The sequence below is a fragment of the Kitasatospora sp. NPDC056076 genome (assembly GCF_042266305.1).
Taxonomy (GTDB): Bacteria; Actinomycetota; Actinomycetes; order Streptomycetales; family Streptomycetaceae; genus Kitasatospora.
In genome coordinates this window covers 78,885-93,716 of record NZ_JBHJWG010000014.1, presented here as the reverse complement: position 1 = coordinate 93,716, position 14,832 = coordinate 78,885, and the positions used below count along the sequence as shown (strand labels likewise).

At 73.0% G+C, this 14,832-nt stretch carries 15 protein-coding genes; 6 read left to right on the top strand and 9 right to left on the bottom strand.

The window, feature by feature from the left end; translation table 11 throughout:
• Positions 1 to 20 precede the first annotated feature (20 nt).
• The 4 genes from ACFC1T_RS14195 to ACFC1T_RS14180 form a co-directional block, all read right to left on the bottom strand.
• A complete protein-coding gene (locus ACFC1T_RS14195) occupies positions 21 to 605 on the bottom strand; it encodes a TMEM165/GDT1 family protein (RefSeq protein WP_375887899.1) in 585 nt (194 codons plus the stop codon).
• A 204-nt stretch (positions 606 to 809) separates the two neighbouring features.
• Positions 810 to 1,616, bottom strand: coding sequence for an ABC transporter permease (locus ACFC1T_RS14190; protein ID WP_375888127.1), 807 nt, complete (start codon positions 1,614 to 1,616; stop codon positions 810 to 812).
• A 17-nt stretch (positions 1,617 to 1,633) separates the two neighbouring features.
• On the bottom strand, positions 1,634 to 3,250 hold the full coding sequence (locus ACFC1T_RS14185) for a dolichyl-phosphate-mannose--protein mannosyltransferase (RefSeq protein WP_375887897.1): 1,617 nt from the start codon (positions 3,248 to 3,250) through the stop codon (positions 1,634 to 1,636).
• A gap of 220 nt (positions 3,251 to 3,470) precedes the next feature.
• Positions 3,471 to 4,772, bottom strand: a complete 1,302-nt coding sequence (locus ACFC1T_RS14180; RefSeq protein ID WP_375887895.1) for an MFS transporter — start codon at positions 4,770 to 4,772, stop codon at positions 3,471 to 3,473.
• Positions 4,773 to 4,926: 154 nt separating this feature from the next.
• Between ACFC1T_RS14180 and ACFC1T_RS14175 the strand changes: the two genes are divergently transcribed.
• On the top strand, positions 4,927 to 5,508 hold the full coding sequence (locus tag ACFC1T_RS14175; protein ID WP_375887892.1) for a MarR family winged helix-turn-helix transcriptional regulator: 582 nt from the start codon (positions 4,927 to 4,929) through the stop codon (positions 5,506 to 5,508).
• Positions 5,509 to 5,671: 163 nt separating this feature from the next.
• On the opposite strand, the gene ACFC1T_RS14170 is transcribed toward ACFC1T_RS14175, so the two are convergent.
• The 3 genes from ACFC1T_RS14170 to ACFC1T_RS14160 form a co-directional block, all read right to left on the bottom strand.
• The gene (locus ACFC1T_RS14170; RefSeq protein WP_375887890.1) at positions 5,672 to 7,501 is read right to left on the bottom strand and encodes a glycosyl hydrolase family 18 protein; all 1,830 of its coding nucleotides are present in this window, start codon (positions 7,499 to 7,501) and stop codon (positions 5,672 to 5,674) included.
• Positions 7,502 to 7,824: 323 nt separating this feature from the next.
• A complete protein-coding gene (locus ACFC1T_RS14165; protein WP_375887887.1) occupies positions 7,825 to 8,439 on the bottom strand; it encodes an FxLYD domain-containing protein in 615 nt (204 codons plus the stop codon).
• A gap of 135 nt (positions 8,440 to 8,574) precedes the next feature.
• Entirely contained in the window at positions 8,575 to 9,135 is a 561-nt protein-coding gene (locus tag ACFC1T_RS14160) for a DoxX family protein (protein WP_375887885.1), read from the bottom strand.
• 124 nt (positions 9,136 to 9,259) lie between these two features.
• On the opposite strand from ACFC1T_RS14160, the gene ACFC1T_RS14155 reads away from it, so the two are divergent.
• Positions 9,260 to 9,892, top strand: a complete 633-nt coding sequence (locus ACFC1T_RS14155; RefSeq protein WP_375887882.1) for a MarC family protein — start codon at positions 9,260 to 9,262, stop codon at positions 9,890 to 9,892.
• Positions 9,893 to 9,935: 43 nt separating this feature from the next.
• On the opposite strand, the gene ACFC1T_RS14150 is transcribed toward ACFC1T_RS14155, so the two are convergent.
• Together ACFC1T_RS14150 and ACFC1T_RS14145 are read right to left on the bottom strand one after the other, a co-directional pair.
• Positions 9,936 to 10,475, bottom strand: a complete 540-nt coding sequence (locus ACFC1T_RS14150; RefSeq protein WP_375887879.1) for an NADPH-dependent FMN reductase — start codon at positions 10,473 to 10,475, stop codon at positions 9,936 to 9,938.
• Between the two features lie 117 nt (positions 10,476 to 10,592).
• A complete protein-coding gene (locus ACFC1T_RS14145) occupies positions 10,593 to 11,027 on the bottom strand; it encodes an Lrp/AsnC family transcriptional regulator (protein WP_030288688.1) in 435 nt (144 codons plus the stop codon).
• A gap of 231 nt (positions 11,028 to 11,258) precedes the next feature.
• On the opposite strand from ACFC1T_RS14145, the gene ACFC1T_RS14140 reads away from it, so the two are divergent.
• The 4 genes from ACFC1T_RS14140 (at position 11,259) to ACFC1T_RS14125 (ending at position 14,823) form a co-directional block, all read left to right on the top strand.
• Complete coding sequence (locus ACFC1T_RS14140; RefSeq protein WP_375887877.1) at positions 11,259 to 12,089, top strand: tryptophan 2,3-dioxygenase; 831 nt, start codon at positions 11,259 to 11,261, stop codon at positions 12,087 to 12,089.
• Between the two features lie 29 nt (positions 12,090 to 12,118).
• A complete protein-coding gene (gene kynU / locus ACFC1T_RS14135) occupies positions 12,119 to 13,345 on the top strand; it encodes a kynureninase (protein ID WP_375887875.1) in 1,227 nt (408 codons plus the stop codon).
• An 81-nt stretch (positions 13,346 to 13,426) separates the two neighbouring features.
• Positions 13,427 to 14,062: a TetR family transcriptional regulator gene (locus ACFC1T_RS14130; RefSeq protein WP_375887872.1), complete on the top strand. Its 636-nt coding sequence runs from the start codon at positions 13,427 to 13,429 to the stop codon at positions 14,060 to 14,062.
• On the top strand, positions 14,059 to 14,823 hold the full coding sequence (locus tag ACFC1T_RS14125) for a glucose 1-dehydrogenase (RefSeq protein ID WP_375887870.1): 765 nt from the start codon (positions 14,059 to 14,061) through the stop codon (positions 14,821 to 14,823). The genes ACFC1T_RS14130 and ACFC1T_RS14125 overlap by 4 nt, the downstream gene beginning before the upstream one ends.
• Positions 14,824 to 14,832 lie beyond the last annotated feature (9 nt).

Here is a 14,832-nt window from a genome sequence, read left to right as displayed (position 1 = left end):
GCACCACCTGCTGACCGGCGTCAGCCGGTGATCGCCCCGAAGATGCTGACCCCGGCCAGCACCACCATGATCGCCGCCGCCACCCGGACGATCAGCTTCATCGGCACGTACTTGAGCAGCTTCTGCCCGCCCACGATGGCGATCCCGCCGACCGCGCAGAGCGCCAGCCAGGAGCCCAGGCCGACGGCCAGCGGGTCGGCGTACTTGGCGGCCAGGTTGGCGGTCATGATCTGGGTCAGGTCGCCGAACTCGGCGACCGCGACGACCGCGAAGCTGGTCCCGGCCACCTTCCAGAAGCGGTTCGAGGACGGCTCCTTGGCGGCGTGCCCCTCCTCGTCCTCACCGCCGTGGAACAGCAGCATCGCCGCGCCGACCAGGAACAGCACCCCGGTGACGCCCTCCACCCAGCGGTGCGGCAGCAGCGAGAGCAGGTGCCCGGCGGCCAGCGCCAGCACCACCTGGAGCAGCATGGCGGCGGCGACGCCCGCGAAGACGTAGCTCGCCCGGTACTTGGTGCCGAGCACCAGGCTGGCCAGCGCGGTCTTGTCCGGCAGCTCGGCCAGGAAGATGATGCCGAACGTCAACGCGGCAACGGTCAAACTCATCGGAGGAACCCCTCGGTCGGCTGTCCGGCCTCCGCAGGTCCGTCAGGGGACGCTTCGGCCCGACAGCACTGGAAATGGTCACAGCACTGCGGCCGAAGGTCTCGCCGGCAGCCGCCATTCGAGCGGTGCCCCGGGCGCCGGGCCCCTGGGGGCCAGTATGTCGACGGTCCGGTGGAGGGCTACTCCCCTTCAACGCGCTCCAGCCTACCCGACGCCGTGGCCGCCCTGCCCGGCGTCGGCCGTCACCAGACCCCGCCCGACCAGCTCCAGCACCACCACGACCGCCACCGACTCCACCGCCAGCAGCCCGATCAGTACGAACAACTGCACCGCGCCCGCCTGCACCGGCGAGGCGCCGCCGAGCAGCATCCCGACGAAGGCGCCGGGCAGGGTGACCAGGCCGACGGTGCGGGTCTGGTCCAGCGCCGGGACCAGCGAGGTCGCGGCCGCCGTACGGCAGATCTCCAGCCGGGCGTCCCGCTCCTCGAAGCCCAGCGCCAGCGCCGCCTCCACCTCGCCGCGCCGCTGCCGCAGCTCGTCCAGGGCGCGCCGGCCGGCGAGCGAGGTTGCGGTGAGCCCTCCGCCGATCAGGATGCCCGCGACCGGGATCACCGACAGGCCCTTGAGCGGCAGCAGCCCGACGGCCAGCAGCAGGGCCAGCACCGGCAGCACCCCGGCGCCGATCGGGGCCGCCGCCCAGACCCAGCCGGGGCCCGGGGTCATCCGCCGGCCCGCGGTGCGCACCGCGACCGTGAACATCAGCAGCACGAACAGCGCCGACCACCAGAGCGAGGCGACCACCCAGCTGATCACCGCGGCGACGGCGGCCAGCTGGACGACCGCCCGCAGTCCGGCCCGCGCCACCGCCCGCCCGTGGCCGAGCAGACCCCGGCCGGCCACCGCCACGGCGGCCAGCAGCAGCACCGCGGTGACCACCCCGAGCACCGGGGTGACCGGCAGCAGCTGCCCGGCGCCGGACGCCGCCAGCGGTACGGGTGCCGACGGCGTCATCCACGGGGACAGCGGCATCAGATCCAGCTGGTGAACCACATCCGGTCCTGCCAGGACGACATCGGGATCACCTCCGCCGTGTACAGCGGGTAGAAGAAGGCGAAGCAGCCGACGATCGCGAGCACGATCAGCCCGGCCCCGATCGCCCCGTACCGGCGGCGCTGGGGGCTGCAGCCCGCCGGGCCGAGGATCGCACCGAGCATCTGGGCGACGGCCAGGCACAGGAACGGCACCAGCACGACCATGTAGAAGGAGAAGATCGTCCGCTCCTGGTACTGGAACCAGGGCAGGTAGATCCCGGCCACCGCGCACAGCACGGCGCCCGAGCGCCAGTCCCGGCGGAAGAACCAGCGCCACAGCAGGTAGACCAGCGCGAAGCAGGCCGCCCACCACAGGAACGGGGTGCCCAGGCCCAGGATCTGCGCCGCGCAGCCGCCGGGGGCGGTGCAGCCGCGCGACCCGGTCGGCACCTGCTCCCAGTACATCGAGACCGGGCGGCCGTCGACCAGCCAGGCGAAGGGGTTGGACTGGTAGGTGTGCGGGGTGCTCAGGCCGGTGTTGAAGTCGTACATCTGCGAGTGGTAGTGCCACAGGCTGCGCAGCGGCGCGGGCACCCAGGTCATCGGGACCTGCGGCAGCGGGATGCCGAAGGCGTGGTCCGGGGAGAGCCCGGCGCGGCCGTCCGCCCAGTGCCGGTCGTAGCCGCCCCCGCCGTTCGCACCGCCGGCCAGCCAGCCGCTCCAGGCGCCGACGTACACCACCACGGCCGAGCCGACCATGGCGAGGAGGGCGGGTACGGCGTCCCGGCGCAGCATCGAGCGCCAGGGGTGGCGGGCGCCGGCGGCGCGGCGGCCGGACTGGTCCCAGAGCACGGTCAGGACGCCGAAGGCGGCGAGGATCGGGGCGCCGTTCCACTTGACGGCGCAGGCGGCGCCGATGAGCACCCCGGCGGCGATCCGCCAGGGGCGCCACCCGAGCCGCACCCCGTCGCCGTCGGTGACCCCGGCGAGCCGGGCGCGGACGTGGTCGCGGTCGATCAGCAGGGCGCCGAAGGAGGCGAGCACGAAGAACATCTGGATGCCGTCGAGCAGGCCGACCCGGCTCATCACCAGCTGGAGGCCGTCGACGGCCATCAGCAGGGCGGCGGTGCAGCCGACCAGGGTGGAGCCGAAGAGCCGGCGGCCGATCCGGGCCAGCATCAGCACGGTGAGGGTGCCGAGCAGGGCGGTCATGAACCGCCAGCCGAAGGGGTGCAGTCCGAACAGCTGCTCGCCGACCGCCATCACCCACTTGCCGAGCGGCGGGTGGGCGATGAACTCGGGCGCGGAGCTGAGCGGGACGGACTGTGGGACGGCCAGGATGTCGGCGTTGGCGTGGTCGGGCCAGGTGCCCTCGAAGCCCTGCTGGAGCAGGGACCAGGCGTCCTTGGGGTAGTACGTCTCGTCGAAGACGAAGGCGTTGGGGTAGCCGAGGTTCCAGAACCGCAGCAGGCCGGCGAAGAGCGCGACGCCGATCGGGCCGAGCCAGCCGGAACGGTCGGCCGCCCAGCGCAGCAGGCCGCGCGGGGCCGGTGCCGGGTCCGGTTCGGCGGTGGCCTGGACCGCCGGGGGGTGCGTGAGCGCCGCTTGCGTCATAGCCTCGCCGATTCGCCTGTCTGCGGGGCCCTGGGGGTTGCTGCACCGGGCCCGGGTCTGCTGCCCCGGCCGGGGCCGGGCGGTCAACAGCCACTGACACTATGTGGCGGTGCCCGGGAAGCCAAGCGCGACGGGCGCCGACCAGGTGACCTGGTCGGCGCCCGTACGAGCGGCCGTCCACATGGCCGCACAAGCGGCCGATTCGCTCGGCCGCCCGCCGTCACGCGGCGGTCTGCAGCTCCCGCTCCCGGACCGGGGCCGGGGTGCGGAGCACGGCCGGGGCCGCGTTGTCCTGCTCGGCCGTGAGGTACGGACGCAGGCGCAGCGCCAGCACGACGATCAGCAGCGTCGAGCCCGCCATGGCCGCGAGGTAGAGCGGCCAGGTGCCGGAGCCGACCAGCAGCACGCCGACGGCCGGGCCGACCGCGATGGCGATCTGCTTCACCAGGGCGTACCCGGCGTTGTAGGTGCCGAGCAGCCGGGCCGGGGCGAGGTCGGCGACCATCGGGCCCATGGTGGGCGCGAGCAGCGACTCGCCGACGCCGAACAGGGCGTAGATCGAGACGATGGCGACCGTGGCGGCCATGGTCTCGGTCCGGATCAGGCCGGCGACCAGGGCCATCCCCCAGGCGCCGAGCCAGACCACACCGGCCGCGGCCATCGCGGTGGTGCGGCGGCGGCGCGCCGTGATCCGCACCATGAACATCTGCAGCACCACGATGGTGACCGCGTTGGCGCCGATCGCGAGGCCCAGGGTGGACGGCGCGGTGCCGACGGTGTCGGTGGCGAAGGCCGCGACACCGGACTCGAACTGGCCGTAGCAGGTGAAGAAGATCAGCCCGGCGAGGATGCTGAGCCGCACCATCGCCTTGTCGGCGAGCAGGGCGCGCAGGCCGGTCGGGCCGGTCGCCGCGTCCTGGACGGCGCTCAGCTGGGCCTTCGGCATCCGGGCGGTGCCGGTGACCAGGGCCAGGCCGAGGAAGGTGACCGCCTCGATGGTGAACAGCCGGGTGAGGCTGGCCGGGTCGGCGACGTTCACGATCTGCCCGCCGACCAGCGCGCCGATGCCCATGCCCAGGTTGACCAGGGTGAACTGCAGCGCGAAGGCGTGCGAGCGGGTCGCGGCCGTCGAGCAGCGGACGATCATCGTGGCGAGGGCCGGCTGGCAGGTGGTGACACCCGCGCCGAACAGGAACGAGGAGACCAGCAGGGCCGGCGTGCCGGTGGCGTGGCCGAAGGCGAACGCGCCGGTGGCGGCCAGGGCCGCACCCGCCAGCAGCACCGGACGGGGACCGTACCGGTCGATGCCGCGCCCGGTGAACGGGAGGACGGCGAGCGCCGCCAGCGCGAAGACGGTGAACACCATCCCGGCCGCCAGCGAACCCAGCCCGCGCACCTGGTCCACGTACACGAACATGTACGGCATCGTGAACCCGCTGCCGAACGCGCTGAGCGCGTTGCCGATCTGGACGCGGCGCAGCGGGCCGCCCGCCCCACGTCGCTGCTGCCTCTGCTGCTTCACCGTGCCGATCACCGTGCACATCCCTTCCTGTTTCCACTGGAACTCTTAAGCCCAGAAGATTTCAGACCTAAACTCTGCCGAGATAAAGTCTTAGCACCGGAAGACTGCGGAGTCAAAGGCTTAAGGAGTGCACGCCCGTGCGACACTGGTCCGCATGACTACGGACAAGCCGTCGCCGGCTGCCGACAAGCCCCCGCGGACCACTCCCCTGGAGTTCGGCATCGCCGAGCAAGTGGCCCTCTACCAGCGGGAGTTCCCCACCGTCGACCCCCAGGTCGAGACGATCGTGCAGACCCTCAACCGGGTCTCCCGGCGGATGGGCGTCGCGTACGACCGGCAGCTGACTGTGCTCGGGATCACCTCCGCCGAGTGGGAGGTGCTCAAGGCGCTGGTGGTGAGCGGGAGCCCCTACCGGCTGGGCCCGGGCGAGCTGGCGAAGCGGCTGGGGCTCACCCCGGCCGCGATGACCCACCGGATCGACCGGATGGTGGCCGAGGACCTGGTCACCCGGGAGCGGGACGAGTCCAACCGGGTGCGGGTGATCATCGAGCTGACCGAGAACGGCCGCGACAAGTGGCTGGAGTCGATGCGGATGGCGGCGGTGTTCGAGGAGGAGCTGCTGCAGGACGTCGTGGGCGAGGAGCGCACCGCGCTGTCCGGCCTGCTGGCCCGGATGCTGCGGCGGATCGAGGAGAGCCAGCCGGACGCGCTCGGGCGCACGGCCGACCTGGCCTGAGCCGCGGTCGCGGTCGCGGTCGCGGGCCCGGAACGACGGAGTCCGGCCCGCCGGGGGTGCTCCCCCGGCGGGCCGGACTCCGTTCTCGTTCAGGTGCCGCGGGGTCCGTCGGGCCCCGGGCGGTCAGCGGGTCGGCAGGTCAGCCGCTCCGCGGATCAGCGGGTCAGCAGGGACCGTTGTCGGTCCAGACGCCCCACTGGCCGCTCTGGGTCGGGTCGTCGCCCTTGGTCCACCACTTGTTGGTGTAGTAGTGGCCCTTCCAGGAGACCTTGGTGCCGCCGGCCGCGTAGGTGGCGTTCGGGTCCCAGCTCGGGGCGGCCGAGCAGGTGGCCGGCGTGGTCGGGGTGCTGGTGGGGGTGCCGGTCGGAGTCCCGGTGGGCGTGCCGGTCGGGGTACCGGTGGGGGTTCCGGTCGGCGTGCCGGTCGGGGTCTGGGTCGGCGTCGGGGTGCCGGTCGGCGGGGCCGGGCAGCCGGCCGCGGAGCCGTTGGTGGCGTTCACCATCGTGTCGAACAGGCTGGTGTTGGTCCCCAGGTCGTACAGCGAGAAGGCGAAGGAGCCGCCGAGGCCGTTGCAGTGCGCGTAGTCCAGCTTGGCCTGGATGGACTTGGCGTTCTCACCGCTCCAGAAGGTGGTGCCGTCGTAGAAGTAGGCGGCCTTGGCGTCGTCGTCCCAGAAGGTCTTGGACGGGTTGTCGACGAAGCCGGCCAGCTCCTTGTACATCTGGATGCCCGGGACGTTGCCGGACATCGCGGCGCCGGTGGCCGGGGCGGTGGCGGGCTGGAAGAGGCCGTTCTTGCCGTTGTTCTGGACGCCGGTCCAGCCGCGGTAGTAGAACGGCACACCCATGTTGATCTTGTTGGCCGGGAAGCCGCCGGGGATGCCGTACTGGGCGTCGCCGACCGTCCACGCCTTGATGGCGTTGTCGATCGAGTACTTGCCGTTGCCCGGCTTGGCCGGGGTCGACGGGTCGTTCGGGCCGGAGTACAGCGGGGCCTGGTGGTTGGTCGGACCCTGGGGGTCCCAGCCGCCGTGCATGTCGTAGGTCATGACGTCGAGGAAGGTCAGGTACTGACCGATCTTGTCGGTCTCGACGTTCATGATCTTGTCCTGGCCGGCGCCGACCGCCGCCGAGAGGGCGTAGGTCTTGTTGTCGGCCTTGCCCTGGGCGTCCAGCTGGTTGCGGAACTCCTGCAGCAGCAGGGTGAAGTTCTGCTTGTCGGCCGGGCTGGAGATGTTGCCGGTGTGGCCGCCGCCGCCCGGGTACTCCCAGTCGATGTCGATGCCGTCGAAGACGCCCTTGCCCGTGCCCGGACCGCCGTAGCCGGCGTCGGACGGGAGGTTGCCCTTGATGAACATGTCGAGGCAGGACGAGACCAGGTGCTTGCGCGAGGCGTCCGTGGCGGCCGCCGACGAGAAGTACTTGGAGTAGGTCCAACCGCCGATCGACAGCAGGATCTTGAGGTTGGGGTTCTTCGCCTTGAGCTTCTTGAGCTGGTTGAAGTTGCCCGCGATCGGCTGGTTCCAGACGTCGCCGACGCCGTCCACCGAGATGTCCGCGCCGAAGCTCTTCTGGTAGTCGGCGAAGGCGTCGGCCGCGCCGTCACCGGCGTTGGGGTTGTTGTCGTTGGTGTCGGCGGCCTTGGTCGCCTCGAAACAGCCCAGGTCGGACGGGGAGATGTTGGCGAAGTCGTAGATCAGGTAGTCCAGCTTCCCGGCCACGCCGGTGTCCTGGATCGTCTTCGGGTAGTACGCGTTGGCGTACACCGACCACTGGTCGTAGTAGGCGACCTTGATGCCGCCGCTGGTGGCGGTCGCGCCGGTGGAGTTGGTGGTCGCGGCGTTGGCCGCGCCGCCGCCGGACAGCGCGAGGCCGGCGCCGAGCAGCAGGGAGGCGGTGGTGCCGGCCGCGATGGCGGCCAGGCTCTTCGGGCGGCGCCGGCGGGGCCCGTCCGGAGCCGGGGTCCCGGCCCTTTCAATGCGTGAGCGCAGCATGGGTGCGTGACTCCTGGGTGTGGGGGTTCCGTCGCCCGGTGGGGTGGCGCGTCCGGGGTGGGGCCGGACGACCGGGACATGACAGATCAGGGGTGGGAATCGAGCGGACAGGCCATGACGGACACCGGGATGTGCCGAACCGGCGCCCCCGGCACGAGGCCGGTGACGCCGGTTCAGGGGCTCCCTGCACCTGGGGAATAAAAATGGACTAGACCAACTCCCCCGTCAAGGGGTCCTGTTGGCCTTGAGACCCGCTTAAGGTTCCGCACCCGCCCCGGAACGGCGGCGCCCGGAGCCGGAACGGGCTCCCCGCGGCCCGGTGCTCAGAACCGGACGGCGTTCGCCACCTCGGCCTTCACCGTGCCGCTGAGCTCCCGGTTGGCCTGCGCGGTGGCCTGGGCGCTCTGGCCTGCCGCCACGTCCTGGACGGTCACCGCGGTGGCGTCCAGCAGCTTGCCGCTCCCGTCGGTGAAGTTCACCTGGACCACGTACCGGTACGACTCCTGCCCGTGGTTGGTGACGGTCAGCTGCGCCTGCGGCCTGCCGTCCGGACCGGCCGACACCGCGCCGACCGAGACGTCCCCCTTGGCGTCCAGCCCGCCCTTGATCCCGGCGACCGCCGAGGAGGCCGCCGAGACCGCCGCGGAGGCCTCCGCCTGCGCCGAGCCGAGCAGCCCGCCCACGCCGCCGGCCGCCGAGGCCAGCGCCGACGCGGCGGAGGCGGCGGCGCTGGCCGCCTTCTGCACCTCGCCGGCCGCCGCGGAGGCCTCACCCCGCGCGCTCTTGCCGGAGGAGCAGCCGGCCAGCACCGCCGAACCCAGCACGGCGGCCGCCAACATCCCTGCGGCCAGCTGGTGCTGACGGTTCGTCGGTACGGTCGGGCGCGGTGCGGTGCGGCGCGGCCCGGAGGCGGCCCGGGTGAGCGGCTGGCGGTCCATGCGGGTCCTCGTTCCTTCCGGCGCCGGGCTGCCCGGCACACCTCCCGCCCACCCTCCGAGCCGCCCGCCGCGCCCGCCAGCAGGGGTGGTGCCTCCGGGTGAGGCCTCCTGCGGCCTTCCGGACAGGGCCCGGCCTCAGGACAGCCCGGAGCCCTCCTGCTCGTCCGCCTCCACCGCCGCCCGCTCCTCGCGCAGCCGCACCAGGTGCCGACGGCGCGCCACCACCCCGTACGCGCCCGCCGCGCTCGCCACGAAGGCCAGCGCGCCGACCCACGGCCGGTCGAAGACGTGCCCGGTCAGGTGGTCCAGCGAGTACCGCCCGGGGCCGGCCAGGCCCATCGCCAGGGCGGTCCCGCCCAGGAACGCCGGGTACTCGTAGCCGCCGGACATCGCGAAGAAGCCCGCCGGGGCGTGCACCGCCACGGCCCCGGCCATCGTCCCGGCCACCACCGCACCGGCCGCCGGGGTGGCCAGCCCGGCCACCAGCAGCGCGCCGCCGCCCGCCTCGCCGACGCCCGCCGCGATGGCGCTCTCCCGGGCCGGGTGGAAGCCCATGTGGTCCATCGCCTGGGTGGTGCCCTCCAGGCCGCCACCGCCGAACCAGCCGAACAGCTTCTGGGTCCCGTGCGCGATCAGCACCCCGCCGACCGCGCTGCGCAGGGCCAGCAGGCCCAGGTCCCTACGGTTCAGGCACATGTCGCATCCTCGTTTCCGCCGGGGGAGTGGTCGTCCGTACCTCCATGGCACCCGAGAGCGCCCGCCGGCTCGACCCGGGGCCGCCATCCGGGCGAATCCGGCCCCGACAAGGAATGCTGGGCCCATGTTCGTCTTCAACCTGGGCAGCGCCTTCATCACCTTCTTCGCCGTGGTCGGCCCGCCGAAGACCCTGCTGACCTTCGCCAGGCTGGCCGGGGACCGCAGCACCCGGGAGCTCCGGCGGCTGGCCGCCTGGAGCACGGCCGTCTCGGCGCTCATCGGCCTGGTCCTCGGCTTCGGCGCGGACGAGGTGACCACGCTCTTCCACATCAGCGACCAGTCGCTGCAGCTCGCCGGCGGGGCGATCTTCTTCGTCTACGCCGTCGCGCTGGTCTTCGGCCTCCACCTCGGCGCGGACGGCGACGACGACGAGCACCTGGGCAACCCGCTCGTGGACGGCATCCGCGAACTGCTGCTGCCGTACATCGCCAGCCCGCTCGCGATCACCGCCGTCCTGGTCGCCTCGCTCAACCAGGACAACTGGGGCTGGAAGGCCGCCGTCGCCGGGGCGTACGTGGCCGTCGCGGTGCTCAACTACCTCTGCGTGGCCGTGCTCGCGCCGCTGATGCGGCGCACCCACAGCACCTCGCTGGAGGTGGCCTCCCGGCTGCTCGGGCTGCTGCTCGCGGCGGTCGGCGTCGAGCTCTTCCTGGAGGGCCTGGCCGGGCTCGGGGTGCCGCTGCCCGCCGGGCACTGAGCCGCAGCACCCGGGCACTGAGCCGCAGCCCCCGGACGGGCGCTCAGCCGGCCGCCAGGAGGGCCAGCACCTCGCCGATCCGCCCGCGCACCAGCGGGTCGGCGACCAGCCCGTCCGGGCCGACCGCGCCGCGCTCCAGCGGGATCCGCACGCAGGCCTGCGCCAGCACGGCCGCGCCGGTGTAGCCCAGGACGGTGCCCAGGGTCGCCTCGGCGCCCTGGCCGCGGCCGGGCCCGGCGCAGTTGATCCAGGCCGCGGGCTTGTCCGAGATCTCGATCCCGCCGACCGTCCAGTCCAGCAGGTTCTTGAACGAGCCGGGCAGCGTCCCGGCGTACTCGGGGGTGCAGACGAGCAGCGCGTCGGCCGCCTCGATCGCCGCCCGCAGCGCGGCCACCGGCTCCGGCAGGGGGTCGGTGTCGTGGTCCGGGTTGAAGTGCGGCAGCCCGGCCAGGTCGGCGTAGTACGTGGTCCGGACGCCGGGCAGGTCGTCGGCCACCGCGGCGGCGGTGCGCAGCACGGCCTCGTTGGCGGAACCGGCCCGCAGGCTCCCGGGCAGCAGCAGGATGTGGCGCTCGTTCGGCATGCCGAGGAACCTACTCCCTGACGTCCGCGTCAAGGCCAACCGGCGTCAGGGCCGGCCGGCGCCGGGGCCACCGGGTGTCAGGGCCGGCCGGCGCCGGGGCAGGCGGGCTCGCGCCGGTCAGCTCGGCAGCAGCGGCCGCCAGGGCACCGGGCTGGAGAGGATCATCGAGCTGGCCGGCGGCCCGTACCCGCCGAGCCGGTCGCAGAGCGCCTCGAACTCGGCCATCGTGGCGACCGCGACCAGCAGCACGCAGCAGGCCCCGCCGGTGACCCGGTGCAGTTGCAGCACCTCCGGCCAGGTCGCCACCTCGGGGTCGCGCAGCACGCAGCGCGGGCCGTAGCACTGCACCTGGACCAGCGCGGTGATCGGCAGCCCGGCCCGGGTGGGGTCCACGTGGGCGTGGTAGCCGCTGATCACGCCGTCCGCCTCCAGGCGGCGGACCCGTTCGGCCACCGCGGGTGCGGACAGGCTCACCCGGCGGGAGAGTTCGTTGTACGAGAGTCTGGCGTCGGCCTGGAGTTCGGCCAGCAGGCGGCGGTCGACGGCGTCCATGGGGGCTCCCGGAGCGATGGTGATCAGCAGGTGTGATCAGCGGTTTTTCATTCGTAAAGCAGATCGACCGAACGCCTCGCGAACGACAACCCGAAGCCCTGTTGCGGTGCTCGTCGGCCATTCAAGCGGGGGACCGCGGCGCCGCACAATGGGCACCCCGGTGGAACCAGGACGTCCGTCCGCTCCACCGGACCCGGGCGACGCGGCCCGGACGGAGCAGGAGGGATCGGGATGGGGCACGACACGGTGGAGACACCCAGCCTGTCGTTCGGTGGGGACGGCCGGCCGGGTCGGGGCACCCCGTACGCGCAGTACGTGCGGCTGGAGGAGCTGCACAGCCTCCAGCACCCGCGCAGCAAGGAGCCGGCCGAGCTGTCCTTCATCGTCACCACCCAGGTGATGGAGCTGCTCTTCGACCTGCTGCGGCACGAGTGGACGATCGCCCGGCAGGCGCTGCGCGAGGACGACCCGACCGCCGCGCGGGCCGCGCTGCGCCGCGGCACCCACGTCCAGGACGTGCTGGTGGAGTCCTGGGACCTGCTGGCCACCATGACGCCGCAGGAGTTCAACTCCTTCCGCGCCCTGTTCGGCGAGGCCTCCGGCTTCCAGTCCTCGGCCTTCCTGCACCTGGAGTTCCTGCTCGGCAACAAGAACGCCGCGCTGCTGAACATGTACGAGGGGATGCCGCAGACCCGGGCCGAGCTGGCCGAGGTGCTGCGCTCCCCCGGCCTGTACGACGAGGTGCTCGGCCTGCTGGCCCGCCGCGGCCTGGCGGTGCCCGCGGCCGTCCCGGAGCAGCGCTACCGGCCCTCCGAGGAGGTCGCCGCGGCCTGGCGCCGGGTCTACACCGAGCCGGAGTACGCCGACCTCCAGCCGCTCGCCGAGACGCTGCTGGACGTCGCCGAGCGGGTCACCCGCTGGCGCCAGCGGCACCTCAGCTCGGTCAAGCGGACCATGGGCGCCAAGCCCGGCTCGGGCGGTTCCAGCGGACTGACCTGGCTGCGCAAGGCGGCCGAGCAGGACGTGTTCCCGGAGCTGTGGACCATCCGGGACGAGCTGTGACCGAGCCGGTGGCGAAGGGGAGAACGGGCATGACCACGCGCGAGGACTGCGCGGCGCTGGACGCCGTCGACCCGCTGGCGGCGTTCCGCGAGGAGTTCGCCCTGCCGGACGGGGTGATCTACCTGGACGGCAACTCGCTGGGCGCGCTGCCGGTGCGCACGCCCGAGCGGGTGGCCCGGGTGGTCGAGCGCGAGTGGGGCCGGGAGCTGATCCGCAGCTGGAACGACGCCGGCTGGTTCGAGCAGCCGTACCGGCTGGGACGGCGGATCGCGCCGCTGATCGGGGCCGATCCGGCGGAGGTGGTCGTCTGCGACACCACCTCGGTGAACCTGTTCAAGGTGCTCGCGGCCGCGCTCCAACTGCGCCCGGGGCGGCGCACGGTGCTCGGCGACGTCGAGGCCTTCCCGACCGACCTGTACATCGCCGAGGGCGTGACCGGCCTGGTCGAGGGCGGGAGCAGCGTGCTGATCCGCCCCGAGGAGCTGGACCGGCACCTGGACGGCGACGTCGCCGCGGTGGTGCTCTCGCACGTGGACTACCGCACCGGCGAACTGCTGGACATGCCCGGGATCACCGCCCGGGTGCAGGCCGCGGGCGCCCTGATGATCTGGGACGTCTGCCACTCCGTCGGCGCGCTGCCGGTCGAACTCGGCGCCGCCGGCGCCGACTTCGCGGTCGGCTGCACCTACAAGTACCTGAACTCCGGCCCCGGCTCGCCGGCCTTCCTGTACGTCGCCGAGCGGCACCTGGCGGCCGGTCCGCGGCAGCCGCTGAGCGGCTGGTTCGGGCACGCCCGCCCGTTCGCCTTCGAGCCCGGGTACGACCCCAGGCCGGGAATCGGGCGCTTCCTGACCAGCTCGCCCTCGCTGCTCGGCCAGGCCTCGCTGGAGGTCTCCCTGGACATCTGGGAGCGGGCCGACCTGGCCGCCGTACGGGCCAAGAGCCTGGCACTGACCGACCTGTTCGTCTCGCTGGTGGAGGGCCTGGACGGGATCGAGGTGGTGACCCCGCGCGAGCACGCCCGGCGGGGCAGCCAGGTCGCGCTGCGGCACCCGGACGGGTACCCGGTGGTCCAGGCGCTGATCGCGCGCGGGGTGATCGGGGACTTCCGCGCACCGGACCTGATGCGCTTCGGCTTCACGCCGCTGTACCTCTCGTACACCGAGGTGTGGGACGCGGCCCGGCAGCTGGCCGAGGTGCTGGAGAGCGGTGAGTGGCGGGAGGAACGGTTCTCCCGTCGGGGCGAGGTGACCTGACCGGGGCAAGGGGCCGACGGAAAGGGGCCGGCGGCGGGGGGTCCTTTGCCGTTAATAATGCGCAGTATTAATCTGGTGCGCATGGCAAGGACATCGGCGGGCCACGAGACCCGCGACAGGCTGCTGCGGGCGGCGGAGGAACTCTTCGCCACCCGGGGCGTGGAAGGTGCCCTGACCAGGGACATCACCCGGCTGGCCGGACAGGGCAACCCGTCCGCCGTGCAGTACCACTTCGGCTCCCGCGAGGGCCTGCTCGACGCGATCATGGCCGGCCGCCAGGACCGCACCGAGCGGGCCCTCGCGCCGCGTCTGCCCGCACTCGCGGACGCGGACCTGTCCGGACTGCTCGGCGCGCTGGTCGCGGCCGAGGCCACCGAACTGCGCACCGAACAGGGCCGGTACTGCCTGCGGATCTCCGCCCAGGTCAGCCACAGCAGCGGGGTCCGCACCCGGACCCCGCACCCCACCCTCGCGGGCGGCGGCTACTGGCGGCTGATCGAGCTGGTCGAGGAGCGGATCGCCGCGCTGCCGGAGCCGATCCGGCTGGAACGGATCGACCTGGTCCTCACCCTGGTGGGCGCGGCCCTGGCCGACCGGGCGCAGCAGTACCTCACCGGGTCCACCCCCCTCACGGACGAGGAGACCTTCCTCGCCGACCTGGTGACGGTGTCCGCCGCCATGCTCTCCGCCCCCACCCCCCGAAGGAGCACGTCATGAACGACCTCACCGGCAGGACCGTCCTGATCACCGGCGGCGCCCGCGGCCTCGGCGCCGAGGCCGCCCGGCTCGCCGTCGCGGCCGGCGCCAACGTGGTGATCACCGACGTGCTGGCGGAGGACGGCGCGGCCACCGCCGCCGAACTCGGCGAGCGGGCCCGGTTCGTCCGGCACGACGTGACCTCCGAGGCGGACTGGCAGCGCGTGGTGGACTTCGCGGTGGCGGAGTTCGGCGGCCTGCACGGCCTGGTCAACAACGCCGGGATCTCCACCGGTTCACTGCTCGCGGACGAGAGCGTCGAGCACTTCCGCAAGGTCCTGGACATCAACCTGACCGGCGTGTTCATCGGGATGAAGACCGTCGTCCCGGCGATGCGCGCGGCCGGCGGCGGCTCGATCGTCAACATCTCCTCGGCGGCCGGCCTGATGGGCCTGGCGCTCACCGCCGGCTACGGCGCCTCCAAGTGGGGCGTGCGCGGCCTCAGCAAGATCGGCGCGGTGGAGCTCGGCACCGAGCGGATCCGGGTCAACTCGGTGCACCCGGGCATGACCTACACCCCGATGACCGCCTCGGTCGGCATCCGGCGCGGCGAGGGCAACTACCCCAACACCCCGATGGGCCGGGTCGGCGAGGCGCCCGAGATCGCCACCGCCGTGGTCTACCTGCTCTCCGACGACTCCTCCTACGTCACCGGCGCCGAGCTGGCCGTGGACGGCGGCTGGACCACCGGGCCGACCGTCAGGTACGTCATGGGCCAGTAGCCCGCAGCG